The organism is Paenibacillus radicis (ex Xue et al. 2023), assembly GCF_024722015.1.
Classification (GTDB): Bacteria; Bacillota; Bacilli; order Paenibacillales; family NBRC-103111; genus Paenibacillus_S.
On record NZ_JANQBD010000001.1, the window covers coordinates 154118 to 181087 of the forward strand.

General features: G+C 45.7%; 18 protein-coding genes. 2 read left to right on the plus strand and 16 right to left on the minus strand.

Annotated elements, in window-relative coordinates:
- Window positions 1-396: 396 nt before the first annotated feature.
- From NV381_RS00680 to NV381_RS00750, 15 genes are all read right to left on the minus strand, one after another.
- On the minus strand, window positions 397-1503 hold the full coding sequence (locus NV381_RS00680) for a putative bifunctional diguanylate cyclase/phosphodiesterase (protein WP_258211324.1): 1107 nt from the start codon (window positions 1501-1503) through the stop codon (window positions 397-399).
- Between the two features lie 216 nt (window positions 1504-1719).
- Window positions 1720-5199, minus strand: coding sequence for a response regulator (locus tag NV381_RS00685; protein ID WP_258211325.1), 3480 nt, complete (start codon window positions 5197-5199; stop codon window positions 1720-1722).
- Window positions 5200-5249: 50 nt separating this feature from the next.
- Window positions 5250-5972: a response regulator transcription factor gene (locus tag NV381_RS00690; protein WP_258211326.1), complete on the minus strand. Its 723-nt coding sequence runs from the start codon at window positions 5970-5972 to the stop codon at window positions 5250-5252.
- 371 nt (window positions 5973-6343) lie between these two features.
- Complete coding sequence (locus tag NV381_RS00695) at window positions 6344-7318, minus strand: ROK family protein (protein WP_308861577.1); 975 nt, start codon at window positions 7316-7318, stop codon at window positions 6344-6346.
- A gap of 139 nt (window positions 7319-7457) precedes the next feature.
- The gene (locus NV381_RS00700) at window positions 7458-7922 is read right to left on the minus strand and encodes a MarR family winged helix-turn-helix transcriptional regulator (RefSeq protein WP_258211327.1); all 465 of its coding nucleotides are present in this window, start codon (window positions 7920-7922) and stop codon (window positions 7458-7460) included.
- 246 nt (window positions 7923-8168) lie between these two features.
- A complete protein-coding gene (locus NV381_RS00705; RefSeq protein ID WP_258211328.1) occupies window positions 8169-10586 on the minus strand; it encodes an S-layer homology domain-containing protein in 2418 nt (805 codons plus the stop codon).
- A 46-nt stretch (window positions 10587-10632) separates the two neighbouring features.
- Window positions 10633-12294, minus strand: a complete 1662-nt coding sequence (locus tag NV381_RS00710) for a DHA2 family efflux MFS transporter permease subunit (protein ID WP_419182228.1) — start codon at window positions 12292-12294, stop codon at window positions 10633-10635.
- Window positions 12295-12305: 11 nt separating this feature from the next.
- Window positions 12306-13625, minus strand: coding sequence for an efflux RND transporter periplasmic adaptor subunit (locus NV381_RS00715; RefSeq protein ID WP_258211329.1), 1320 nt, complete (start codon window positions 13623-13625; stop codon window positions 12306-12308).
- Window positions 13626-13637: 12 nt separating this feature from the next.
- Window positions 13638-14294: an HlyD family efflux transporter periplasmic adaptor subunit gene (locus NV381_RS00720; protein ID WP_258211330.1), complete on the minus strand. Its 657-nt coding sequence runs from the start codon at window positions 14292-14294 to the stop codon at window positions 13638-13640.
- Window positions 14291-14728 (minus strand): MarR family winged helix-turn-helix transcriptional regulator, encoded by a 438-nt coding sequence (locus tag NV381_RS00725; RefSeq protein ID WP_258211331.1) that lies wholly within the window; start codon window positions 14726-14728, stop codon window positions 14291-14293. The genes NV381_RS00720 and NV381_RS00725 overlap by 4 nt, the downstream gene beginning before the upstream one ends.
- A gap of 276 nt (window positions 14729-15004) precedes the next feature.
- Window positions 15005-19801, minus strand: a complete 4797-nt coding sequence (locus NV381_RS00730) for a WIAG-tail domain (RefSeq protein ID WP_258211332.1) — start codon at window positions 19799-19801, stop codon at window positions 15005-15007.
- 273 nt (window positions 19802-20074) lie between these two features.
- Complete coding sequence (locus tag NV381_RS00735) at window positions 20075-20611, minus strand: chromate transporter (RefSeq protein WP_258211333.1); 537 nt, start codon at window positions 20609-20611, stop codon at window positions 20075-20077.
- A 25-nt stretch (window positions 20612-20636) separates the two neighbouring features.
- Window positions 20637-21293: a chromate transporter gene (locus NV381_RS00740; protein WP_258211334.1), complete on the minus strand. Its 657-nt coding sequence runs from the start codon at window positions 21291-21293 to the stop codon at window positions 20637-20639.
- A 178-nt stretch (window positions 21294-21471) separates the two neighbouring features.
- Window positions 21472-22635, minus strand: coding sequence for a glycosyltransferase family 4 protein (locus NV381_RS00745; protein ID WP_258211335.1), 1164 nt, complete (start codon window positions 22633-22635; stop codon window positions 21472-21474).
- Between the two features lie 147 nt (window positions 22636-22782).
- Window positions 22783-23379, minus strand: a complete 597-nt coding sequence (locus NV381_RS00750; protein ID WP_258211336.1) for a DNA-3-methyladenine glycosylase I — start codon at window positions 23377-23379, stop codon at window positions 22783-22785.
- Window positions 23380-23520: 141 nt separating this feature from the next.
- On the opposite strand from NV381_RS00750, the gene NV381_RS00755 reads away from it, so the two are divergent.
- Both NV381_RS00755 and NV381_RS00760 read left to right on the plus strand, forming a co-directional pair.
- Window positions 23521-25038 (plus strand): sensor histidine kinase, encoded by a 1518-nt coding sequence (locus NV381_RS00755; protein ID WP_258211337.1) that lies wholly within the window; start codon window positions 23521-23523, stop codon window positions 25036-25038.
- A gap of 13 nt (window positions 25039-25051) precedes the next feature.
- The gene (locus NV381_RS00760) at window positions 25052-25750 is read left to right on the plus strand and encodes a response regulator transcription factor (RefSeq protein ID WP_258211338.1); all 699 of its coding nucleotides are present in this window, start codon (window positions 25052-25054) and stop codon (window positions 25748-25750) included.
- Between the two features lie 89 nt (window positions 25751-25839).
- Here the strand turns inward: NV381_RS00760 and NV381_RS00765 are convergent, their stop codons facing one another.
- Window positions 25840-26943 (minus strand): ABC transporter substrate-binding protein, encoded by a 1104-nt coding sequence (locus tag NV381_RS00765; RefSeq protein WP_258211339.1) that lies wholly within the window; start codon window positions 26941-26943, stop codon window positions 25840-25842.
- Window positions 26944-26970: the final 27 nt, after the last annotated feature.

A 26970-nucleotide genomic window follows, 5' to 3' on the forward strand; every position in this document is an offset into this window, starting at 1 on the left:
ATATCCCCTTTCCCTAAGGAATTCGCCTTACTGTACAAATGCCATGCTGCTATAATATGCGCTCGCTACTACCCTCAAGTGGACGAATACCACGATTAGCGGAAAATTGGCTGATGACCAGTGCACGGATAGGCTCATATAGGGCTCTGCAATGACCTTTACATTAGATACCTCACCTTTGGTGAAAAGAACAATCTGAATATATGCCTATGCTTTATGAAGGAATTAGGTATCGATTTCGATTGCTGTTGGAATCGTCTTCGTTTGTCCACACACAAAAAAACTCCTGCGGAAACTTGCCACAAAAGTTTTACAATGCCTCATCGAGGTATATATCCCCAGGAATTCGTATAAAGCAAAAGCCTGAAGGTTCGCGATGCGACTCTTCAGGCTTTATTAAATTGCGCCTGTTCCACTGCGGAACGACGGAATTACATAGCACAAATCCGCTTCTGGCAGTGGTTTGCCTAACAAGTAACCTTGAACGGATTCGCAGCCAATGCTGCGAACACAATCCAATTGCTCCTCCGTTTCTATCCCTTCTGCCACCACCCCAAGACCGAGCTTATGAACCATAGCAACGATAGATTCGACTATCACTTTTCCTTTGGGCTCATTGCATAAATTTTGCACAAAAGAACGGTCAATCTTTACGTTGTGAATCGGCAGCTGCTTCAAATAACTGAGCGAGGAATAGCCGGTACCAAAATCATCAAGAGCAATTCGAATTCCCATGTCTCGCAGCTCATTGAGGATGGAAGCCGATGTATCCAAGCTTTGGATAAGTGCGCTCTCCGTAAGCTCTACTTCCAGATACTTTCCTTCAAGACGAGTATCCCTTAGAATACTGCGGACACTACGGGCAAATTGGACATTACGCAGCTGCAAAGCGGAAATGTTAACCGACATAACCGATCCTGTGAAGCCTCTCGCTTGCAGTTCCTTATTTTTACGGCAGGCTTCGCGAAGCACCCATTCTCCTATCCCCACAATCAGGCCGCTGCTTTCAGCAACAGGTATAAATTCCGCCGGTGATACGGTTCCCAGCTCGGGATGCTCCCATCTCAGCAACGCTTCAAAACCAAGTATTTGTCGAGTGGCTGCATCATATTGTGCTTGATAATACAATGTAAATTGCTTTCGTTCCAATGCGGTCAGCAGCGCCTCTTCGATATTCTCCCTTCTCGGAGAATACAATTCCATTGGTGGTACAACGAAAAGCGCTGACTTATTATCTTCTTCTGATGAATGGTCAGGAGCTAGCAAATGTTCGAACATCACAAAAACAATGAACAAACTGGCTGCCAATATTAAAATAGATTCATGATCCATTGAAGTTCTGACTTCCGTTTGAAATAGCAGGAGACTAAGAACCATTCCGGTGAGCCCCAGGAAAACAAACGTCACTATATGAACTTTTATCCATTCCCACACATTTTGTTGCCGTTTAAGCCGATACTCTACAATCAGGAAAAGTCCAACCAGCAGCGTGTAATCCAGCATGTACAAGCCTGTTTCCAGCAAATTAATAATGATGCTAACCCCCCACTTAAACTTGTCCGATTAGCGTCCCCTTTACCTATGATGGTCGAATCAAGCTTAAGCATTGGGTACATCACGGAGCGGAATTGTTATCTTCATTATGGCAGGAAACTGTTTAGTAACATTTAGATAAGATAAGTAATAAACGTTAATTTTCCTAAATATATCAGGAAAATATTAGGATATTGCCTGCAATGTTGTGATTAATCGGTCCAAGCAGAGCTCGAGCTCCTTCATAGCCTCCTCCAATTCAACGTTATTATTACCTGAGATACATGCTACTTTAAGAGTTTCTTCCAGCTTAGCCGCCGCCTTATAAAGAGGATCAGCCGAAAGGCTTCCGGCGGCACCTTTGAGCGTATGCGCGAAACGCTGGGCTTCCTGAAGACGTCCCTCACTCAAAGCCTCTCTTATCCGTTCCGTGTATCCTACATAATCGCGAAGAAAGATCGAGAACATTTTGAGTAATATTTGTTCCTTTCCAAGCAGCTGAAACAACGCTTTCGACACATTGATATTCTCATTTCCCGATAACAGCTCAATTAGGCCAACACCTGCTGCTGATGGACTGTAAGTCCAATCTTCCTCTGAGGAAGCAGCCGCATCATTTAACCACTTTTGAATAACCGAATCCAGCATATGCAGCTCTATCGGTTTCGTGATGATATCATTCATCCCCGCTGTCCGGTACTTTTCATGATCACTTGAAATAGCATTAGCGGTTAACGCAATAATAGGTATTTGCTCTAAACGGTCTCCACTGCGAATCCTTCGAGTGGTCTCAACTCCGTCCAGCTCAGGCATAAAAATATCCATGAGGATAAGATCCCAGTCCTCGGAATGAAGCTTGTCCAGCACCTCATAGCCTGTTCGCGCCACATCAACGGAGTAGCCGCTCTGAGCAAGCAGCTCCATAGCCACCTGCTGATTGATTTCATTATCCTCGGCCAACAGAATCCGCTTCATCCTTCCATTTCCCTGCCTCATCTGCGACCCACGCTTCAGAACGAACGGTTGGATGGCTGAATGACCCCTGCGGCCTAATGCAGCTTCAATTGTTTGAAAGAAGCCCGATCGGCTCAGGGGCTTAACAACAATACCGTCCGACCTGTACTCCATGGGCACGCTTAACATTTCGTCCCGCCCATAGGCCGTTGTATGTGCTAACGTTATGATACCCGCAGCATCCGCTTCTCGTTTGAAAGCAGCCCATGTTTCAAGACCGTACATATCCGGCATTTCCATATCCATTAATGCCAAGTCATACGGCTTGCCAGAGGTATGCTGCCCAAGCTCAGCAAAGGCTTCCTTCCATGTTGAGAATATAACAGGCTCGTAGGAAAAGGAACGCAGCATCGCACTTATATGCTCCTGCATAAGTGGATGATCCTCTACGACCATAACTCGCAATCCAGCTTTGTGTATTTTCGATTTCCAATCGTTTGGCTTGGCTCCAGCAGGTAGCATCATGGGAACGGTAAAGCTGAATACGCTGCCTTGACCCAGCTCACTGCGAACCTCAAGGTTACTATCCATTAACTTTATTAGCCTGCTTGCTATAACTAATCCTAAGCCAGTTCCGCCATATTTACGGCTGGTTGAACCGTCAGCTTGAGTAAACGGCTTGAACAAGCTGTCCATCTGCTCCGCAGAAATGCCGATCCCCGTATCTTCCACGCTAAAATGAACATTTACAGAAGTACCCTTTTTCTTAACCACATCCACTTTTACTTTAACGAAGCCCTTTTCCGTAAACTTCACCGCATTATTGCATAAGTTGAGCAGCACCTGTTCCAGACGAAGCGGGTCTCCTATTAGCTCATCCGGTAAGCTGTCGTCCATTTCGATCATCAGCTCAAACTGCTCTTTACCGCCAAGAAAAACGCCCAATACGCCGGATAGTTTGTCCATCAGCTCCTCAGGATGGAACGTGATCTTCTCGAGCTCCATTTTGCCTGCTTCTACCTTTGAGAAATCCAATATGTCATTAATAATTCTTAGGAGAGCTTGGGATGAATACAACACTTTAGAAGAGTAATCCTTCTGAACCTCTGTCATATCTGTTTTCTGCATCAGCTGGGTTAGTCCGATAATCCCATTAAGGGGAGTGCGTATCTCATGGCTCATCCCTGCAAGAAACCTGCTTTTGGCCAGATTCGCTTCGTCAGCCTCCAGCTTCGCTTGGATAAGCTCCTGACGAACTCTCTTTTGCTCGGTAATATCCCTTGCAATTGCTACAACGCCCAAGAAGTTGCCCTCACCATCACTCAAGCCATTCGAATTATGGGTCACGGGAAATCGATTGCCGTCTTTGTGAACAAAGGTCCATTCCCGGTCATATGAAAATTCAAGCAGCCTGAGCTCATGGAATACCGCCACGTCTGGAGTTACGGTGCGTCCCAGCAGCTTGGATAGTCTCTCGGCCTCCTCAGTTATTTCTTCTGGAGCGATATACAGCAGCGGTGTCTCCTTGTTCAGCACTTCATCCGCCGTATATCCCAGCATGTTCTCGGCTGTTTTACTAAAATAAGTAATCTTATAATCCGCATCCAAGGCGATCATTAAAAAATCATTATGATTTATAATCGTATCCAATCGCTCAAACAAGGTCCTCAAATGGTCCATCATAACATTAACAGATTGTGCCAAAGCTCCTATTTCATCATTATTACTGATTGGAATAGGAGACAGATTGAAATTTCCTTCGGCCACTGTTTCTGTAACGGATAAAATTTCCTTTACCCTGACAATTTGTCGGTTATAAACTACCGTTAGAAGCCATATCATAATCACCTCTGTAGCGGCAATGGAGAGCACCGTTTTCCAAAATAATGAGTGAAGCGGTTTTTCCATTTCATCCGTCGGAACCTGCAGCACTACATACCAAGCCGTATCTTCTACAGCTGAGAAAAAGAGCAGCAGAGGATTTTTCCTCTCAGACAAGTCCCGGAAACCATGCCTGGACTCCAACGGCTTAGTCACAATCTCTGCTAAAATCGACCCTATCGCTTCCTTATTAATAGAATCTGCTTCTGAGACTTCACTTAAATAGAATACCGTCCCGTCTGCCGTGGACAGCATGATTTTGCCCATATTACCTGCATGATGATTAATCAGCTTCTTGAAAGCCTTATCCAATAAAATTTCTGCATGGACAAGTCCGATGATGTTATTTTTTTCATTAAATACAGGCACTTGCAGTGTGATCAGACGTTGATTGGCTGCTTTCTCGACAAAAGGATCAGAGACAATGCTCTCCCCCTTCATCACTCTCGTGAATATATCCTCAGAATGGAAGTTAACCTTTCCTCCCAAGCTTATGTCCATGTCCCCTTTTAAATCGGCGAACCCTATTCTTTTATACTCTCCCTTGGAACGCTCCACTTCCTTGCCGAAATAATCAATCCTCTCCGCATCGGTTCCGAATCGCACCTGCTCTGACCGGCTCATGATCTCCACTTCCGCCATTCGGTTCCTTATCCACGCTGACAAATTATATGAGGATAACTGTACCTTCTCGTTTGCAGTTTCCTTCAGTGAATCCATTATCCGCTGCTTGGCGGAGCTGTAATTGCTAATTCCTACAACAAACAGGGCCCCTCCGGAAATCAATACAACGACAACCATCATTTTAAAACGCAGCGACAACTCCCTCATCTATCGTCCCCCCATCGCTTCTGCAAATAAAAACTCTTAAGGAGCATTCCTTAAGAGTTAGTTACGTACTTGTACCCTATGCCCCAAACTGTTTTGATTAACTTGGGCTCCTTCGGGTCTTTCTCTATTTTTTTACGGAGGTTGGCAATATGTACATCGATAGATCGATCATTCACAAAAGAATCAATTCCACGAAGTGTATTAATCAATTGATCCCGGGTAAAAACCTTCTCCTTGTTGTTAACCAAAAGCTTCATTAGCTCAAATTCCGAATAAGTCGTTTCTACAAACGTATGATTCACAAAAATGGATCTGCGATCATAATCCAATGTAACCGGATCATTGCCTTCACCTTGCAGCAGAACTGGAACTGAGACCGGATTTGGCTTTAACATTGACTCAGGACTGTTCATTTCTGTCCGGCGAATCATTGCAGCTACCCTAGCTGTAAGCTCCCGCATGCTGAATGGCTTGCATAAGTAGTCGTCCGCCCCGGCAGTTAAAGCATCGATTCTGTCGAGAACCTCCGTTTTCATCGAGACTGCAAGGATCGGTACATGCGAAGTTTTACGGAACTCTTTGCACAGGTCTTTTCCATTGATGTCAGGGAGCACAATATCCATAATGACAATATCCGGAGCAAATTCAGACAATTGCTGAAGCCCTTCCTTGCCATTTACGGCTCTGCGCACCATATAGCCTTCTTCGGACAAATACATCATGGACATTTCGCCGACCATACTATCGTCTTCAATGACTAATACTTTATGCATCCTTTACCACCTGTTTCCGATCGAATGTTAGATGATTATTAAGAATACTCAATCTTTTTTAACAATTATTATGGCATTTAACTTATATTTCACATATATACTATTAAATTGCGTCAATCTTCTACTATAATATACTATATAAAGGAAAAGATCGTCCATATTTCGATAAAAAATTACAGCTGTCCCATTCAGTTCCTCCAAAGCTAAAGCGGTGGCGTAAAGCTTCGCTCATCCCAATGAAAAAAAGACGACTCCAAAATTCAGCAAGTGAATTGGAATCGTCTTTTCTAAATACAGCTAATTAGTTCCATGTAAATTAACGTTAGTTTTTCGGTGCTCGGACGCAGCTCAGGAATTAAATCGCATTTAAATCATCTTGCTATTCCCAGACGCCCCCAGGCCGCCAGGGCACTGCCGACAATTCCAGCATCATCCAGCATCTCAGCTGTTTTTATTGTTAATCTATCCCAATACCCGCTGTACACCGACTGCTTCAATTGCTCTCGCATAGACGCGAACAATCGCTCACCAGCCAAAGCACCGCCGCCGCCAATAACTATAATATCCGGACTGTAGAGCGTTACCGCTGCTGCCAAACCTTTTCCAAGCAGCATTCCCGTATGATTCATCACTTCCACTGCAAGAGGATCGCCTGCATCAAACGCTTTGGATACATCCGCCGCAGTAAGAGCCTCAAGAGAACTATCCTTCAGCCATTCTTGCATAATGCTTACCCGGCCGTTCTCCAGCTGTTCTCTCGCTTGCCTTGCAATTCCGGTGCCTGATACTGCAGTTTCCAAGCAGCCTGTCATGCCACAGCCGCAGCGATAGGAGATTTCGGGCATAAGAATATGACCCAGCTCCCCTGCCATGTAGCCGCCTCCATAATACAGCTGTCCATTATTAATCATCGATGCTGCCAAACCGGTGCCTATCGTAATACCCAATACATGCTCATATCCTCGAGCGGCACCGCAAACAGCTTCACCGTAAACATACATTCTAACATCATTATCTATAAATACAGGGAGGCCAGTCCTCCTGGAGATTTCATCAGCTGTATGTACCTGCGTCCAACGCAGGTTGCCTGCAAATAGGGTAATCCCTTTAATTGGATCAATGAAACCCGGTGTTCCTACCCCAATAACCGATACTTGAGACTTTTCAATTCCAGCTTGCAATACTAAATCCTCGATCATGAGTCCGATTTTATCAAATACATAGCTGCTGCCTTTTGAAGCTTCCGTTGGTTGCTTTATTTTATGAAGCAGCTTCCCCTTAGTATCCACTAAGCCGCAAACAACGTTCGTACCGCCAATATCCATACCAATTAAATAGTTCATCATCAAAGTTCCCCTCCCTATTTCACCAACGGGACCTACCAGAACCACATCCAAGCAATTCCTGCCGGGCCGTTCTCCATCATCGATATTATAGGGGATTCATTTGACATATTCAATCAAATTTATGCTTCTTTCCATCATTTTAGTTACAGCAGCTTTGGTCCTCCGCTTTTTTGGTGCCCAGCGGCTGCACATTTCCCACTATATGTTGGAATGTTCTATTGAATTGCTCCAGTTCAGGCTCCGAAAGTCCGTTTAACCATTGACTAACCAATTCCTTCTCCGACGCCAAAATGTTTTCGAGCACTTCCCGGCCATGCATAGTAATATTTAAGTAAACCACCCTCCGGTCCTCATCATCACGATCTCTTATTAGATAGCCATTTTGGATAAGCTTATCGCATAACAAAGTGACCGCACTTAATGACAAGGATAAGCTCTCCGATAAATGGGTAACCTTGATCGGTCCCTGTCGCTGGATAACTTCCAAAGCTGCAACCTGCGATCCGGAGAAACGTGAATCCACATACCTTCCGTAAACAACCACTTTTCGTAATATCCGTCTAAACACTTGTTGTAATTCCACTTCAATCTGACTGGTATTCATTGTAGAACCTCCTAAACTAAAGCGTTATTTTTGTTAAGCTCAATCAAACTTAATCGGCCGCAACATCCCCTTGCACTAGCACAGATAATAGGGAGTGAACAAAAAAAGCTTATGATACATCCTATCAATAAGAAAAGCTTCTGATCGAAGCCCTTTCGAGGAAGATACTTATAAAGTCTGATATTAACAAAAAAGTGCCTTAGGAATACGGATCCCTAAGGCACTTTATTATGCCTCTATCTTAACTTAGTTCTTCAACGTAGTCAGCAAACGTCTGGCGTCTCCATATGGCGTAGTAACCAATTCATACACTTTAATGGAAATCGGTGATTCCAGTGTATCGGAGGCACTATCAAACATGACGGATTGATTACCGCTCATCAAGCGGCTATCGCCTGAAAGTGAATACGTTTTGGAACCCAAGCGTTTGCCATCCGGTCCTTCCAATTGGAATAGCAACTTCGGATTAGCTGGATCAGCCAGCACCGCATCCGTAGTTTTAATATCGAGACCCATCTCCAGCTTGTAGGTATATCCGTAGCTGTTGGTAACCGCATTTTTCGCAGCATAGTTGGTGATATTATAGCTATCCATTTTCACTTGGTAAGGATAGAATGAGAACTCGTTACCTGTAGATGTCAATGCACTCAACGTTACATTAACCTGTGCAATAGGCGTTTTGTAGGTCGGCTGTGCTTGCTGAGCCGGCGTTGCTTGAGCTGGCTGTTGCTGTGCTTGTGAGCCAGATTGAGTTTGTGAGCCAGCCGAAGCCTGTTGTCCTTGCTGTTCAAGCAAACGCAATGTGAATTGATTAGCATTTTCCGAACTTGGAACGGTGAAAGCGTACATTTGCACAGCACCCATGCCCGGAAGCACGTCGTTTACAGATGTGGTGCTTTGGACACCGTTATAATTAACCCCATTACTTGAGACGATGTCTGCCCCGAGCTTAGGAACAGGAATTAAGCTGCCGCTTTTATTAGTAAACTTGATTTTGGCTACAGCTGTTTTATAGTCTCTTCCATCATTTTCAAACCATTCAATGTTTTGCAAAGCTACTTCCATTTGTGGATTGACCGCTTTACTTAAAGAATCAACCGCAATCGGCTTGCCTAATACATACGTTGGCAATGCGGTTTGGGTTTCAGAAGCTGTCGGTAATTTGAAACCGATCCTGCCAGTGAAATATTGAACGGGTGCAGTCGCACCTTGTTTCAGGAAGTTATGAGATGACAGAACGTAGAAAGCATTCAGCTGTGTGTCCGGTTCCGTTGTAATGGCAAAATTAATATATTTCTGTTCCCCCGGATTTAAAATAACGGAAGATTGCTCTACTCTTGTACCGATAAATGAACGCCCCGAAGCTTGCCCGCTCAAAGTAAAGCTAGGAACCGTTGCAGCATAGCTGGCCGGGTTCTCCACTTTTACCTGCACAATGTAAGTTGGCGCTTGCCCCGTAAACTGTTTGGTCATATTAGTTGCAGTATACTTAAGCGGTGAATTCTCACCAGGAATAGTGAAGGTAACGCCCCAATTTCCCAATAATGCAGGATCCTGGATAGTTGCTTCAGAACCACGCCATACGAATGATTCAACTGAAGCATCCGCCAGCAATGTTTCCTTCTTCGGATACACTTGATCATCCACATCGACCCATAACAGATCAGTTAAATTAAAGTCAGCAATTTTATCAATTTCTGACATATAGCTTAACTCCACAGTGCTTTGCGGCTCAATAGAACGGACATTATCCGTACTTGCCTTCAATGTATACACCGTTCCATCGGAGGCTTTAACACGAAGCTCATAATCCGGGATACGAACAGTTGAGCCTGAGGTGTTGCTTAACTTAACAGCAGCTCCGAACCTCCAGCCGCTGGCTGTTTTTTCTTGCAATAATCCCTTGGGCTGAGCCTGTACGTTGTTCGTCAAAGTATAGCTCGGCATTTCCCCTGTTGATAGTTGTACGGAGTTAGACGGTGTTGATGGCGCTGACGGTTTTACAACAATAGATCCTGGAATGTATTGCTGCTTCGCTTCATACGAAGAGGTAACCAACTGTTCACGGGTTGCTGCCGTTTTTCCTTCAAACATGCCGTCAGCATCATTTTCCATAAGCTTTAATTGATTGGCAAGAGCAGCATAGCCTTTGGCCCAATCGGATACGGTGTTATCATTTACGCCCTGAGCGGCTTTCGCTTCGGCGTCCTTGCTTAAACCACGGATCAAGAACGCAGCAAGCTGCTCCTTGGTTACTTCTCCGGAAGGATTATAAGAATTAGCGCCGTAGCCATCGGTGAGATTAGCATTTTTAAGCGACTCAATGTATGGAAGTGCGTAACCGTTAGCCGGATCGTCTGCACTCACATCATTGAAGCTGGATGATTTCAGAGACGCATCCACAGGCAAGCCGAAGACCAAGGCTGCAACCTTCGCGAATTGCGCCCGATTCATTTTATCTTTTAAACCAAAGTTGCCCTCTCCGACTCCATCAAATATGCCTGCTGAAATCATGGCATCGAATTTGATTTTGGACGCAGCATCCAGGTTGTTCAAATCGTAAAAATCAGCTGAAGACTTTGCAGTAGCCGCGCCTAGAGCGACGGATGAAAACATAGAAAATGCCATTGCTGCACTCAGTATTATAGGCAGACTTTTCTTCATTAGAGTATTCCCCCATATAAATCAAATATTAGACCAATCTAATCCTTTACGCCTCTACCGTTTCTGCGACCTTTACAGGTCGACCCGCCACCGCAGGTGCTGCCGCCTCTTCGGAAACCGGAGCAGGCTGCTCAGCCGGCTGTTCTTTTTTCTTTTTTTTCGAGCGCAATAAAAACACTAAAGGTATACATATGAATGCTGGTAATGCAGAAATATAGAAAGTGTCGGCTATGGAACGGACCATCGCCTCTTTTTGCATAAGGCCTGCCAAATACATAGCCGCCCCTCCGCTTGCTGTAGCCGCATCTACTCCACCCTGGGCCAGAGCCCCGGTAATCGCAGACATATACTGGGAAGCAGGCTCTGAAGTAGAAGGAACATTCTCAGAAATACGGAAATAATGCAAATATTGTCGGCTGCTCATAATAGTTGTTAGTACAGCAATCCCCATGGACGCCATAACCTGGCGGAACACATTCGAGAGTGGAGAAGCATCCTGAATCTGTTCTTTAGGAATGTCAGCCATACCAACGGTGGAAATCGGCATCATACAAAGTCCGATTCCGAAGCCTCTAATCGTAAGCACCACGTTAATCCACAAGTGGGATGTATCGGCTGTTAACGAATGCAGCTCATAAGTAGTTACCCCAAGTATAAGCAAACCAATCACTGATATCGGTACAATTCCGAGTTTCTCCACGAGCTTGCCGCTGATTGGCATCATGAGCGCCATTGCGACAGATTGAGGGAGCAGCAGGATCCCTGCATCCAATGCCGTCATGTTCTGTACATTTTGCAAATAAATTGGCATAAGGAAGGTTCCGCCCATCATCGCCATCATGATAAGACCTGCTGTCAGCACGCTCGCCGAAAATTTAATATCCTTGAATATTTTTAAGTTCAAAAGCGGCGATTTTGTCGTAAGCTCTACCCACAATAATAAAGCCAAACTGACTACCGATATAAAAAACAAGCTAACGATATACAAAGACGTCCAGCCTTCGGTTTGCCCTTTACTCAATGCAAGGAGAAGCGTCCCGAAAAAAGTTACGGAAAATACGGCGCCCCATACATCGAATTTTAAATTTTTGTTTACCGGCGACTCCTTCAGCAAGAAGAAGCAAGCAACAGCCGCTATTACACCAATAGGCACATTAAGCAAAAATAAAGTTCTCCAGCTGTAGTATTGGATGAGATATCCGCCTAAGGTCGGTCCCAATGCGGGTGCAACCATGGCTGCTACCCCCCAGATCCCCATTGCCAGCCCAATCTGCTTGCGAGGCACTATCGTATAAATTACCGCCATGCCGACCGGCATAATAAAACCGCCCGTTAACCCTTGAAAAATACGGAAGGCAATCAAGCTGGAATCATTCCAGGCTAATCCGCATAATAAGGAGCCAATCGTAAACCCTATTACTGACCATACCAGTACCTTCTTACTGCCCAATCGTGTTGCAAGAAAGCCGCTTGCGGGAATAACAACAGCTGAAGCCAGCATAAACCCGGTTACAACCCACTGAATTGTACTCGTCGGTACACCAAATACGGTAGACAGCTTGGGAAGGGCTACATTCACCAAGCTGCTGCTTAATACAGATACGAAAGTACCTAGAATAATAGCTACAAGAGGAAGCCAAAAGCTCGGCTCCTTATGTTCTTCAGCCGGAATTCCGGGAGCGGCCGTTTTTTGAGAATCATCAGACACACCATCGCCCCCTATTCGACTTTCACTGTGCTGCCATCCGTTAGAGCATCCGTTGGATTAATAATAATTTGTTGTCCAGCTTTCACGCTTGCGTTATCCTGCAAATACACCCAGTCCTGATTTTTATCCTGAGTCGTAACCTCAACTGCCTTGGCCGTTTTGTCTTGAATCATATAGATGTAATTTTTGTTGTCTTTTTTGACTAGTGCAGCCTTAGGTATTTCCATTCGGTTTTGTCCTGCTTCCTTCATATGAACCTCAGCCATCATCCCTGCCAGAATCAAGCCATCCTTGTTATCGACGGTTACTTTAACCGGGAAAGTGCTGCTGTTCGCGTTGGATACAGGGCTAACGAAATTCAGCTTGCCTGCAAAAGACCTATCCGGCAAATTGCTGATCTTAACATCAACATCCGCTCCACTTTTTAGCTTGCCGATCAGTGAATCTGGAACGCTAAGCTCTATTTGCACTTGATCCATCTTTACAAGATTGAGCAGTGTGACGCCAGGCTGAGCCATCTCTCCAGGCTGGATGCTGCGTTTAACAATGATCCCATCCATTGGAGCTGTAATGGCAGCATTGTTAAATGCGCTGGATGCAAGCTCCAAGCCTGCGTTCAGACGGTTCACTTCAGCCTGCAAAGCTTCTACAGTATTACCTGTAGGCCCGCTGCGTGCCAGGTCAAGCTTTGCTTTGGCTGCCGTTACTTGTGCGGCTGACGACTGCAGCTGCGCTTGTGCTTGATCATAAGCGGATTTGGCTTTGTCAAACTCGAAGGTACCTTTATCCATATCGTCTTTCGATACTGTAGAACTACTTTCGTACATGTTTCTTAAACGATTATAATTTTTTTGTGCCAGATCAAAAGCCGATTTAGCTGTGTCCGTTGCTGCTTGAATTTGGTCATTAGCAGCTTTTGCACTTTGTACAGCACTTTCCAAGCCTTGAATTTCCTGGCTTCTCGCCCCTGCCTGTGTATCAGCCAGCTTAGCTTGAGCGGCAATCACTCCCGATTCAGCCTGCTTTAATTGCTGTGACAAGTCATCGGTTTCCAGTTGCACAAGCACATCGCCTTTTTTCACGACAGAGCCTTCATTAACCTTAACATCCAGAACCTTGCCTGAAGCTTTGGAGACAACCTTCACTTCCTGGTCTGGTATAACTTTACCGCTTAGTCCGGATTCGTTTGTTTGTCCAAGCTTGATTGCCTTAACAGAAATGGCTTGTGCCGCGTTAGCTTGCGGTGAAACAGCTGCTCCGCATGCCGGTAAAACCATAACTGCACATAATGAAAGGATCACAGGGATCCATGTCAATTGTTTTCTTCTCATGGTATATGTCCCCTAGCCTTTTAAATGAATTTTTATAGTTGTGCTCATACCTGGAGCTAATGATAGCCCTTGTTGATCATCAATCGATATTTTGATCGGAATACGTTGGGTCACTTTTGTAAAGTTGCCGCTAGTATTCGTTGCTGGAAGCAATGAGAAAGTAGCAGCCGTAGCTTCGCCAATTTCCTTTACCTTACCGACTAACGTGCTGCCTGAAAAAGTGTCCACCGTAAATTCAACCGTCTGTCCAACGCTTACCCGATGAATGTCGCCTTCTTCAATGTTAGCTGTAATGTAAAGATCCTTCTTATTTACAACCATGGCAATCGTCTGTCCCGGGGATACCACTTCTCCTGCTTTCGCCATCGTTTTGATGACTGTCCCGCTAATCGGTGAGCGAAGAGCAGCTTGATCCAGAAGGCTGGTTGACAGGTTCGTGTTATCTTGCTGACCAACAATTTGATCCGAAATTACAGTATCGCCCTCTGCGACCTGTAGGGAAGTCATTTTAGCGGAAATACGAGGCATAACTCGATAAATATCACCGGCAATCCTAGAATCCTCTGATTTAATGTAATAGTGCGATTGGTACCAGAAGGAGTAACCTCCACCTATGGCTCCAAGCAATGCGATCCCAAGGATCAAATACAATACTGGTTTCCTTTTCATAGCTTTTCCTCAACCTTCTTTTCCAAATAAGTAGTTAGTAATGCCAGTGAATGAATAATAGTATCAAGCTCTTGTTCAGAAAGATCCGACAGCATCTTTTCATAAAAGCTTTCTTGAAAAAAATGAAGCTTCTCTTTTAACAAATCAAATTTATCCGTCTTGCTTATCCAAACAATACGACGATCCGCTTCATCACGAACTCTTTCAATCCATCCATCTCTCTCCAACCGGTCTATAATTCCTGATACTGTGCTATAAGACAGCGCTGTGTGCTCTGAAATTTGTCCAATCGTTTTACGTTCCAGATACACAGTGCCCAGCGTCATGATCTGTGGATTCGTAAGACCAAGTTCCTTTAAATCTTCTTTCATTGTAAGATTGAAAATTTTCGTTAGCTTTCGTATCGAATGTCCGATTTCCATTGCGCGACTCATTACACTCAACCCCCTAATTATTTCGTAAGCGAAATATCAATACAAAAAAATATATCATATGTCAGAAGGCTGAACAATAACTATGCGATAAATCGGCCAAAATCACCCTTTCTTTGAATTGTAAAAAATCATTTGATCACTTTATATTTCGTATAAGAAATATTCATACACGAAATAATATCACGTTTCGAACTATTTGAAAAGTGATTTTTACTTTTTGTTGGAAAAATAAAAAGAAGCCAATCTATATCACAGATGGCTTCCGCATTATTTCTATTAAGCTAATGAACCGATAGCTATCCAGTTAACAACTCCTTGCAGCTCCGGTGAATATTTGCTTCTGACTATTGTAAGCGTTGCACTGGCTTCTTGTTTATCTTCTATTATAGCGTAACAAGCTTCCTGATTCGTTGTTGCTACAAGCACATAATCTGTATTGGCAAATAAACTGTCGAAAATAATAGTTAGCTTAACTGCTTCTTCTTCAAGCCGGAGCTGGAAGGATGAGAGTCCAAATTGTTGAATAGTTGCCGCTGCATGGGACGTCTGGACCGGTTGGAACGATATGTGAGCCGGGGTAACCTCCTCTTGCGCAATATGCATGGTTTCCTCAGACTCAGGCTGAAGTTCTGTTTCACCGACTGATTCCAAGGACAAATCATTATGAGCTTGCTCTGGAACTGGCACGGCTGCCACTACCGTTGCTGTTTGGAGCTGAGCCTGCAGCCTGAAATCCAAATGAAGAATCGATATGCTGCCTGGCAGCAGGTGATAGCCAGATATTGACTCCTGCTTCACATGCAAACCATCAATGGAGTCACTGCTCAAATGCTCGCCGCTCACCGCACCTATCGCGATGTGCTCCGCCTCTATCGCTCCTGCAGCCAATTTTGCTCCCGTCACCGCCTGCTCTGCCAGCTGCGCAGTACCGATGGCTTCTGCAGCCACTTGTTTTCTTCGCACCGCACCTGGCGCGATGTGCACCGCTTCTACAGCGTCTGCCGCCAGCTGTGCTCCCGTCACGGCCTGCTCTGCCAGCTGCTCCGTTCCGATCGCCTCTGCAGCTATATGCTTGCTCCGCACCGCCGCTGGTGCAATGTTCACTGCTTCCACGGCGTCTTTCGCCAGCTTCGCTCCCGTCACCGACTGCTCTGCCAGCTGCTCCGTTCCTATCGCTTCTTCCGCGATATGCAAGCTTTGCACCGCTCCTTCGGCTATATGCTCTGCTTCCACCGCTCCAATAACCAGCTTCGCTCCTGTCACCGACTGCTCTGCCAGCTGCTCCGTTCCTATCGCTTCTTCCGCGATATGCAAGCTTTGCACCACTCCTTCGGCTATATGCTCTGCCTCTACGGATCCTATGGCAAGCTTCGCTCCCGTCACCGACTGCTCTGCCAACTGCTCTGCTCCTATCGCTTCTTCCGCTATATGCAAGCTTCGCACCGCGCCTTCGGCAATATGCGCTGCCTCTACGGATCCTATGGCAAGCTTTGCTGCCGTCACCGCCTGCTCTGCCAGCTGCTCTGCTCCTATCGCTTCTTCCGCTATATGCAAGCCTTGCACCGCGCCTTCCGCAATGTGGAACGCCTCTACGGATCCTACGGCGAGCTTCGCTGCCGTCACAGACTGCTCCGCCAGCTGCTCCGTTCCTATCGCCTCCGCGGCCACCTGCTCACCTCGCACCGCTCCTTCGGCAATGTGGAACGCCTCTACAGCTCCTGCCGCAAGCTTAGCTCCCGTCACCGCTTGCTCTGCCAACTGCTCCGTTCCGATCGCTTCCGCGGCCACCTGCTCGCCTCGCACCGCTCCTTCGGCAATGTGGAACGCCTCTACAGCTCCTGCCGCAAGCTTAGCTCCCGTCACCGCCTGCTCCGCCAGCTGCTCCGTTCCGATCGCTTCCGCGGCCACCTGCTCGCCTCGCACCGCTCCTTCGGCAATATGCTCCGTCTCCACTGCGCCAACGGCAAGCTTCGCTCCTGTCACCGACTCCTTCGCCAGCTGTGCCGTACCTATCGCTTCAGCCGCTACCTGCTTGCTTCGCACCGCGCTTGGTGCAATATGCACCGCTTCCACTGCTCCTATGGCGAGCTTCGCTCCTGTCACAGCATGCATAGCCAGCTGTGCCGTGTCTATTGCCTCTGCGGCTACCTGTTCGCTTCGCACCGCTCCTTCAGCGATGTGGATAGCCGCTACAGCTCCTACGGCAAGCTTTGCTCCCGTCACAGCTTGCTCCGCCAGCTGTGACGTGCCTATTGCTTCGGCCCCCACATGCTCGCCTTGCACCACACCTTCGGCAATATGCTCGGAAGCTACTGCTCCTATGGCAAGCTTCGCTCCCGTCACCGACTGCTCTGCCAACTGATCGGTTCCTATTGCTTCTGCCGCTACCTGCTTGCTTCGCACTGCGCCTTCTGCTATGTGCTCTGCCTCCACAGCTTCCACTGCCAGTTTTGCTCCCGTCACCGCCTGCTCCGCCAACTGATCGGTTCCTACCGCTTCCGCGGCTATCTGCTTGTTTCGCACTGCGCCTGATGCAATATGTCCCGTCTCCACAGCTTCTGCCGCAAGCTTCGCTCCTGTCACTGATTGTTCCGCCAGCTGAGCTGTACCTACCGCTTCCGCCGCTATCTGCTTGCTTCGCACCGCGCCTGGTGCGATGTGCCATGCTTCAATCGTTCCTACGGCCAGCTTAGCTCCCGTCACAGCTTGCTCCGTAAGATGCCATGTGCCTATCGCCTCCGCGGCCACCTGCTCACCTCGCACCGCGCCAATGGCTATATGCTCTGCCTCTACAGTGCCTGCAGCAAGCTTTGCCCCCGTAACGGCCTGATCCGCCAGCTGCGCTGTACCTATTGCTTCGGCCGCCACATGCTCGCCTTGCACAGTTCCTGAAGCGATATGCTTTGCTTCTACCGCTCCTGCTGCCAGTTTAGCTCCTGTCACCGATTGTTCTACCAGCTGCGCTGTCCCTATTGCTAGTGCCGCCACCTGCTCGATCCGCACTGCGCCAGGAGCAATGTGCTCTGCTTCTACCGCCGATGCGGCCAGTTTCGCTCCCGTCACCGATTGCTCTGCCAGCTGCGCTGTTCCTATGGCCTTAGCTGCCAATTGCTCGCTTCGAACGGCGCCTTGAGCGATATGCTCAGTCACTACCGCTCCAGCAGCCAGCTTCGCCCCGGTTACAGCTCGCTCTGACAAATGATCGGCGCCTATCGCTCCGGGTGCTAGATGCACCGAGTCAACTGCGCCTATAGCGAGCTGGTTAGACTGCACTGCCGCTGCCGCTATTTGCGCCGTTTTTACAGCCCCATCGGCGAGCTTCTCAGAAGTCACTGCGCCGTTGGCAATCTTTTCACTGCTTACCGCATCCGAAGCCAAGTGAATGCCCTGTACCGCACCCTTTGCTAAATGTGCAGATTGCACCGCGCCTTCTGTTAAATGCTCAGCAAGCACCGCTTTGCGTCCGAGCTTGTCGCTTGTCACACTTGCTTGTGCCAACTTAGCTGAAGTGATTGCCAAATTGGTCATCTTATCGGTAGATACCGATTCACTAGCCAGCTTCGATGTGGTCACACTCTGATTTGAAAGCGCGCTTGACAATACGGCCCCATCTTGAATGTGCTGCTGCTGAATCAAACCTAATGCCAGCTTCTCAGAAGTCACAGCACGGTCCTGCAGCTTAGCTGTTACGACCGATTGCTCCTGCAAATGCTCCTTCCCTACTATGAGTGGACTGAGATGTGCGGAAAGTATCGCTTTTTCACCTATATGACTGCTTGATACAGACGCGGCAGACAAATGCTCAGCGGTTACCGCTTTCTTCACAATCTTCGTTGAAGTGACTGATAGATCAGCCAGTTTAGCAGAAGTTACAGCTGCTTCTCCAAGCTGTTGAGTATTCACACTTTGCGCGGCAAGCTTACTTATTGTTACTGCTCCTTCGGCCAAATGGCGTGTTTCCACATTATGCTGTTGGATATGCCGCTTCTCTATAGTCCCTTCCTGCAAATGCACACCATTAACTGAATGCTTTGCCAGCTTCTCTAAAGTTACAGAGCCATCCTTAATATGTTCTGAAAGAACCGAATCACCTGTTAAATGCCCGGCTGTAATTTGCTTGCCTGCAATATTTTCGCTGCGTATGATCCCATCCGTTAAATGCTCATGCAAAATCACCTTGGACTTCAAATGCACAGGCCCAATGCTCCAAGGAGCCAGCTTCTCTTCAGTAACTGCATGGTTTCCGAGCTTCTGAGAGGAGACCTCGCCATCGGCTATTTTATCAGCCGTTACCGAGCGATCGCGCAGCTTCTCTCCAGTTACAGATGAATCAGCGAGCTTAGCTGTATTCACGACATAGTTAGCCAAATGTACAGTTTGAATCGTACCGCTTTTTATTTTCTCCGAAGTAATAGACTGATTTTGAATCAGCTCGCCGGTAATTACTTCCTCTGCCAAATGCTTTGTATGAATCGATTTCTCAGCTATTTTCATGGCATCAATTGTTTTATCCGCCATCTTATCCGATGTAATGCTATTATCTTGGAGCTTACCTCCGCTAATTGTCCGCTCTTGAATTTTATCCCCAGTAATGGCATAAGGAGCGATATGCTCCTCTGTCACCGATTGCAGTCCAAGCTTCTGCTGCGTAACACTTCGATCTCCCAGCTTAGCGGATGTCACAGCGTAATCACTCAATTCTTCCGTGCTGATAGTACCCCGCTTTAATTTGCTGCTTTCGATGGTGTTATGAGCTATCTTCTCATTTGTAACCGACGCATCTGCAAGATCGTCCGTGTAAATTACTGCCATTCCTTCAGCATTTGATTTACGCTCCTGAATTACGGGCTGAATCAAAACTGGACGCAGCTGCACAGTATTTGAAGCTGTATCCTCCTTAACCGGCAGCTCCAGCTTGCTGATCGTTACCCCGCTGTTTTCATTTTGCAATTTTCTTTCATTTTCCTTAGCTTGAATATCATCCAACCATTTTAATTCATTAATATAAGCGCCTGTGCGTTTGCTGCGCAACGGGCCGCCCTTACCAGTACTTCGGCTGCTTCGCTTCCTCATCCTGCTTTTCCTCCCATAATTGGTATACCCCAATTAAACATTTTTTCAGAGCTTCAGGAGCCCTAAGTAGTCATATGTAACATATGCATTCACCCAGAAGGAAGTTATCGTCATCCAGCAAAATAGGCACTAACACAGCAAATTTAAAGCCCTTTATATTTACAAGTTATTTGTGGTCCTATCCTATGCCTTTACAACAAAAAAAGAGCCTCGGCAGAGGCTCTCGTAACTTATCATACTCCCATACATTCAGAAGTTTGACTTTTTTCACTCTTATACAAAAAACGCAATTCCCATCAAAGCTGAAACTGACAATATGATTAACGGGTGCATACGATATTTTACAATTCCAATCACTGCAAAAACAAAAATCGCAAGTGTAGCTAGCGTATGGATGTTTATACCCAACAAAGGTTGTCCATTTATACCCATTCGAATCGCAGCGTACAAGATCAAAGCCGTCACAATAGGCTTTAAACCGTAAAGCACTACCTGCACCCAGCGCTCCCTGCCGGCTTTAAACAAGAAGCTCGCAACAGCAATTACAACAAGCACTGAAGGTAGTATCATACCTCCAACAGCTGCCACTGCCCCAACGATACCCGTAGTTTTATAGCCAACCATTATCGCGATATTGGTCGCTATTGGCCCAGGCGACATACCAGCCAATGATACAGCCTGTGTATAATCATTTAAGGTCATCCATTGCTGCTGTAAAACCTCACGTTCGATGATGCTTAGTATGGCATAGCCTCCACCAAAAGAAAGAAGTCCAACTTTGAAAAAAGTCCAAAACAACGTAACTAACATAGCGCCTCCCCCTCCCTAATCGAAACTAGATTCCGTCACCCCAAATGTACTGCCCTGCTAGAATCGGGTTTTGTCCGGAGGTTGGCTTCTTGTCAGCCTTAATTTCTTTGGTTACTAAAGTCCCGAGCTTCTGCTGCCATTTATATATCGCAATACCAAGAAGAGTGCCAATAAGCAGCAGCAAAGCAGGATGGATATTGGAGAACAGCAAGGCACACAATGAACCTATTACAATAAACAGTGTACTTTTATCATAGATAGCTGATCTCCACATCCTCCAACCAGCAATTGCTATAAAAGCCACAACGGCTGCATGTATTCCTTCAAACGCAGCCGTCACCTTAGGCATATTTTGAACAGCCGAATAACCTATAGTCAATGCGAGCATAATTATAAAATTAGGCAATGAAATTCCCAGTACAGCCGCTATCGCACCTCTCAGACCTGCGAGTCTGTAGCCTGTTAATGTAGAAGCATTAACACCGATGCCTCCTGGTGATGAGCCTGCAATAGACAATACATCGCTCATTTCATCCTCATCCATCCATTGGCGGTTTTCGACAATCTCTTTTTCAATAGCCGGAATCATCGCATAGCCTCCACCAAAGGAGACAGGACTAATTTTGCAAAATGACCAAAAGATATGCCAGAGTAAAGTTGTATGTTTTTCCGTTATGTTCATGTTCAGCATCCCCTGTCTTCTCGCTCTATGTCCATTATAACTGACTTTATTCCTTTTTGGAATAAACTTTAGTATAAATCTTTTTGATTCCTACTAAAAGCATCAATTATAAGTGGGATATAGGTCTATATACAGCGGAATACTATGAATAATCTAATACTTTATTTCATTGTTACATTTAAGACTCTGTTTTATATAAATTCAAAAACCGTTCCGCTGTTTTTTCCCAAGTAAAATGCTCTTGAACCCTAAGTTCACTTTGTGCCCCCATCAATTCAACCTGTCCAGACTGAGTCAATAAGTTAATAATCCAGAGTGCCAATTCATCCTGTAGCCTAGAAGCATCAACCAAATAGCCTGTATTTCCATGCTCGATGATTTCCTTCATGCCTCCTGCTCTCGTTGCTACTACAGGGACTCCGGTAGCCATCGCCTCCACATTAACCAGTCCGAACGCTTCGTTTATATGAGAAGGAACTACAAGCACATCAGCCAAACGGAACCATTCAGGTATTTCAGAATGCGGAACGTATGGAATGAAACGGACATTGTCGCGCATTTTCCTTCCAATTCGGTGCAGCTGCTTTACATAGGGCGTAACACGGTCCGAACCATAAAAAGCGCTCCCCACGACTATAAGCATGACATCGGGTATATGCGTAATAATTTGCGGCATTGCCTGAAGCAGGTGATGAACTCCTTTAATACCAATCAAACGACCCACATACAGAACTACCTTTTTACCCTCAATGCCACGCAGCTTAAACGATTCCTGCCTAAGCGCAGCCCCTTTCTCCGACCACCGTGAGATGAACTTCTTCGGGTCCACCCCAAGATGGTTCACTCTAATCTTTCCTTTAGCTTGTGGGACCATACGAATTACCTGCTCTTTTAAAAAATGGCTATTGACGATGATGCGATCAGCAGCAGCCAGACACACCTTTAGTTCAGCCCGTTTGATATGCCGCTTTGAAATAAAAGTAATTGAATGGAGAACAAGCCAAATTTTCGCTTTCGGATGTGTTCGTCTCAAATAGCGTACAAACCGTGGCCTGTTTTCCACTTGAATGAGCTTAAGATCACGTTTGTATTGTATAAGTTTACGGCTTACATTGCGGATATAGGCTTGCGGAGAGGGTCTGGGAACCCTGACATAACATACTCCCCGACGTGTTTCCAGTAACGGTCTTTTTCGGCCGCCGGTTCTTCCAAAAACAACAGGTCTTACTTCGCCGACTAAATGCGGTGCTACGTGCTCTACAACCAATTCAACGGAGCTGCTCATTGCCGAAGGAATAACGAATGATCCCGGTGTAACAATCGCCACAAAGGGTAATTTCATGCTGCTGCCTCCTTCATCAGGAATGAATTACTGCTTGTGCTAATGTATTCATTCCTGTGGCCGGCTGGAACACTTTGACTCTCTCCAACTCCTCAATTAGAATAGGCCTGCCCCCAATTTTAGAGACAGGCATCACGGGAATCAATTTTACGCCGAGGGCTCATTTGCGAGCCCCCTCGCCTTCACTCCTTCGTATGCCATGCATTCCATCGTATGGTCATTGACCATACCTGTAGCTTGCATATATGCATAACAAATCGTCGAGCCGACGAATTTGAACCCTCGCTTCTTTAAATCCTTGCTCATTGCATCGGATTCAGGGGTACTTGCCGGAACCTCGGCCAAAGTCCGCCGGCTGTTGCAAAGCGGCTTCCCACCGATAAACCTCCAGATGTACGCGTCAAAGCTGCCGAACTCCTCCTGCACTCTCAGGAAAGCTTGTGCGTTCGTAATCGCAGCCTGTACCTTTAAACGGTTGCGAATAATGCCTGGATTCGCCAATAACTCCGCCGCTTTAGCCTCGTCGTAAACAGCTACTATTTGTGGATCAAATCCGTCAAAAGCTTGTCTGTAACTTTCACGCTTCTTTAAAACCGTATACCAACTTAAACCCGCCTGCGCCCCCTCCAGCACCAGCAGCTCGAATAACTTATGCTCATCATGAACAGGAACACCCCATTCATGGTCATGATAACTCATATATAGCGGATCTTCATTGACCCAACCGCACCGTATCTGTTCCATAGTAACCGTCCTCTTTCATTATAATGTAATAATAGAAGTATATCATAGACATAATCTGTCGCAGAATGAGAGGATTTCATCTATAATCAAGCTAGCTCTTATCCTTTTCCTAATCCTTTTTTCTTTCAGGAGACATTCATAATGACAATCCTTTTACTCGTATTAATGGCTGCATCCATCACACTTTTTATTACCAAAGCCAAAAACCCTTCCGCCTATTGGATGGCTCTCGTACTGTTAGGCTGGTTCATCAGCATGTCCGGACTTGTTTTGTTTATAGCTAAATATGGAGGCTTCTATTACAAGGTTAATATTGTGCTATTTTTTAACGATTCGATTCGTAACTTGCTCTTGCACTCACCAGTTACTATCGAAGCTATCAGCAGGATGATTACGATAGGCAGATCTTTATTTATATTCAGCCTTATTGGACTATCTGTAACCCTGTTTTATTATCGGCCTTTCCTGAAAATATGGAAGATTTATGCGTTTAACTCGATTCTGCCTTTACTCAACATTTTGTTCTATGATCCGGTTATTTACAAATGGGCGCTTAGCGTTTTGGACCGCGATCAAACCTACATCATCGGTTGGGTTACTAGAGGCTGGTTGGTTATTTCCACTTTGGCAGCGCTTTTTTTTATGGTTTGGCGCTACAAGCGGATCACGATCCACTGGTTCAAAAGCCAAGTCAAGTATACCTTGCTCGGGGTGCTTGCCCTTGTCCTGTTTTATTTTTATTTAGGTTTTATGGGACCGCTGCAAGTGTTTGATGTCCGTACCTACTATGTGCTTTACTCCGATTTCTCCAACTTCAACCCTCCATTAACCTTGGTTGAATGGTATTTGAGCATTGGCTTTACAGGCATTTTGTCGATCATCAGCATTTTATCCATCTGGAAATATACGGAGGTAGAGAAAAAACTGGGAAAGCTCGACCTCCAACTCGAACGCAAGCTATCAACCGCCGATATGGGGACCAAGGTATTCACGCATGCGATCAAAAACCAACTGCTAATGATGCAAATTTTATTGCAGCGAACGGATGAGCTTTTACATACGGAGAGCCCTCCATTACAGTCTGCCAGTGCAATTGAAGCCAATGTAAACAAGGTTTCCGGTATTGTTAGCGAGACCCTGCAGCGGCTTGACCAGCTCTACAACTCTTTTAAAACAACCTATCTTCAATTAAAACCGGTCGATGTTCACGAGCTTTTGCAGCATACCTTGGATAAGTTTAAAGCCATTCCCGAGCATGTTACATTGATTAACGACTTTCCGCAGGGACATCCCGTTATACTTGCAGATCAAGAGCATCTAACAGAAACCATTTATAATATTATGATCAATGCGATTGAAGCGATAGATAAGGAAACAACAGGGATAGTTTCTATTCATTCATACTTGGAGGATGACTGGCTCATTATCAAAATTGAGGATAACGGCTCAGGTATTGCCCAGGATCAGATTGAGCAAATTTTCGACCCCTTTTATACGAATAAAAATACAACTAAAAACTGGGGTGTCGGTCTGTCATATGCCAAGCAGATTGTAAAAGGTCATTTTGGTGATATTCATGTTCAAAGCAAACCAGGAGTGGGAAGTACTTTTCAATTGCTGCTTCCGGTCTATATTAAAGACGAGCTGAATACAAATTAGGAGGAAATTCGGGATGGAGAGCAGCAGAATACGCGTTTTAGTTGCAGAGGATTTAGAGGTGCTGCGCGAGCATTTTTGCCAATTGGTAAAAAAAGAGGCGGACTTTGAACTCGTGGGTCAAGCCTCAAGCGGGAAAGAGGCTTACGCCATCGCAAGTATAGAGCCATTGGACGTCATTCTGATGGATATTGAAATGGATGTGAAGCATGATGGGATCATCGCTGCCAAGCGGATCTTGGATGAGTTCCCGCACATACGTATCGTTTTTTTAACCGTTCATGAGGATGATGAAACTGTATTCGGCGCCTTTGAAGCCGGTGCAATCGACTACGTACTGAAAACTGCAGCCAGCTCAGAAATTATGAAAAGTATTCGTATGGCCCGAGACGGGATTTCTCCAATTCGTCCCGAAATAGCTTATAAAATTCGCAATGAATTTACCCGAATACGGAAAAATCAGGCCAATATGTTTGACGCCATGAGTATCCTCTCCCAGCTAACGCCAACAGAAATGGAAATTATTGAGCTGCTGCTCAAGGATCAAAAAGTGCAAGAAATAGCCCAAACGAGACAAGTCGAGCTCTCCACAATCAAATCACAAATTAATGTCATACTCAAAAAGTTTCATAAAAAGCGCTCTAAGGAAGTAGTCAAACTACTTCAAGAGCTTAACGTTACCCATCTGTTTCATAAAATTAAACGAGATCAATAAGCAGCCTAGTAGTCATAAAAAGATAGCTCTTACGTTGTGTTAAATGCACAAAGAAAGAGCTATTTTTCCATTCCATATTTTAACTACCTTTATTTAACTACTTTTAAAAACGGAGCCGGACTAACAAAAGTGTCACCTTTGACGACTTCGGTCAATTTGCCGTTTTCAACAAACAATTTCTCTAGATTCTCGTACCACTTAATCACTGTACCATCCTTGAAATAATCGACTTGCTTTTTCGATTCAATCCATTCTGTTGTATCCACTTGTACCTTGAGGGAATCCTCAGGAACCTGCGTGTATTTAGCAGTCAGCTTGATCGTTTCTTCGATATTTTTGATGCGATAATCATTGGCTTTAACCCATGCTGCAAGGAACTTTTCGACCAACTCAGGCTTTTCCTTCAAAAACTTAGGATTGACCACCCAGCTTTGCGGGAATACGTATTCAGGAAAGAACATCTTGTTATCGCCTAACTTCACAATGTTGTCCTTGCCAACTTGCTTCTCTATCTCAGATGTATACGGAGACCAGATCGCAACTGCATCCACTTTACCGGCTACAAAAGCCGAAACCGCTCCTGCAACATCCATATTGACAGCGTTAACATCCTCTGGCTTAAGACCGCCTTTTTTGATGCCAAGATTTAGTATCATTTCCCCGGATGTCCCCTTCGGAACCCCGACCGTCTTCCCTTTCAAATCCTTCCAATCCTTGATTCCCGATTTTTTGGTGGCATACACCATATCGCCTGTATTCAAACTATCAACTGCAATGATATTGCCTTTGCCTTGAGCGGATAAGAAGGTTGCACCAGGTCCAATGTAGGCAATATCAATGTCACCTGCGGCCATTGCTTGAAATTCAGGAGGACCGCTGAGAAATTTTACAGCATTGATCTTTACTCCGGCTTCTTTAAAATATCCTTTTTCTTCACCCAGAACAATAGGTGTAGCCCCATGAATATCAGGCATATACGCAACGTTAATAGTTGGCAGCTCCTTCGGTACTTCCTTCGCAGGCTCCTGCGGTTTAGCAGCAGGAACTGTCGTGTCCTTACCTCCGGCAGTACCGCTTGCTGCGCCTCCATTTGTTCCGCCACTCGTACCGCATGCACTCAAAGTAAGCAGCAGCGATATGGCGATCATCCATACACCAAAGCTCTTTTTACCTGCTCGTATCAACATGGACATTGTTTAATCTCTCCCTTAGCGTTTTCA

Excerpts from the sequence above, each read along its gene's own strand:
- NV381_RS00680 (WP_258211324.1), bottom strand. The coding sequence starts at position 1,503 with ATGCTGGATTACACGCTGCTGGTTGGACTTTTCCTGATTGTAGAGTAT.
- NV381_RS00685 (WP_258211325.1), bottom strand. The coding sequence starts at position 5,199 with ATGAGGGAGTTGTCGCTGCGTTTTAAAATGATGGTTGTCGTTGTATTG.
- NV381_RS00690 (WP_258211326.1), bottom strand. The coding sequence starts at position 5,972 with ATGCATAAAGTATTAGTCATTGAAGACGATAGTATGGTCGGCGAAATG.
- NV381_RS00695 (WP_308861577.1), bottom strand. The coding sequence starts at position 7,318 with ATGATGAACTATTTAATTGGTATGGATATTGGCGGTACGAACGTTGTT.
- NV381_RS00700 (WP_258211327.1), bottom strand. The coding sequence starts at position 7,922 with ATGAATACCAGTCAGATTGAAGTGGAATTACAACAAGTGTTTAGACGG.
- NV381_RS00705 (WP_258211328.1), bottom strand. The coding sequence starts at position 10,586 with ATGAAGAAAAGTCTGCCTATAATACTGAGTGCAGCAATGGCATTTTCT.
- NV381_RS00715 (WP_258211329.1), bottom strand. The coding sequence starts at position 13,625 with ATGAGAAGAAAACAATTGACATGGATCCCTGTGATCCTTTCATTATGT.
- NV381_RS00720 (WP_258211330.1), bottom strand. The coding sequence starts at position 14,294 with ATGAAAAGGAAACCAGTATTGTATTTGATCCTTGGGATCGCATTGCTT.
- NV381_RS00725 (WP_258211331.1), bottom strand. The coding sequence starts at position 14,728 with ATGAGTCGCGCAATGGAAATCGGACATTCGATACGAAAGCTAACGAAA.
- NV381_RS00730 (WP_258211332.1), bottom strand. The coding sequence starts at position 19,801 with ATGAGGAAGCGAAGCAGCCGAAGTACTGGTAAGGGCGGCCCGTTGCGC.
- NV381_RS00735 (WP_258211333.1), bottom strand. The coding sequence starts at position 20,611 with ATGTTAGTTACGTTGTTTTGGACTTTTTTCAAAGTTGGACTTCTTTCT.
- NV381_RS00740 (WP_258211334.1), bottom strand. The coding sequence starts at position 21,293 with ATGAACATAACGGAAAAACATACAACTTTACTCTGGCATATCTTTTGG.
- NV381_RS00745 (WP_258211335.1), bottom strand. The coding sequence starts at position 22,635 with ATGAAATTACCCTTTGTGGCGATTGTTACACCGGGATCATTCGTTATT.
- NV381_RS00750 (WP_258211336.1), bottom strand. The coding sequence starts at position 23,379 with ATGGAACAGATACGGTGCGGTTGGGTCAATGAAGATCCGCTATATATG.
- NV381_RS00755 (WP_258211337.1), top strand. The coding sequence starts at position 23,521 with ATGACAATCCTTTTACTCGTATTAATGGCTGCATCCATCACACTTTTT.
- NV381_RS00760 (WP_258211338.1), top strand. The coding sequence starts at position 25,052 with ATGGAGAGCAGCAGAATACGCGTTTTAGTTGCAGAGGATTTAGAGGTG.
- NV381_RS00765 (WP_258211339.1), bottom strand. The coding sequence starts at position 26,943 with ATGTCCATGTTGATACGAGCAGGTAAAAAGAGCTTTGGTGTATGGATG.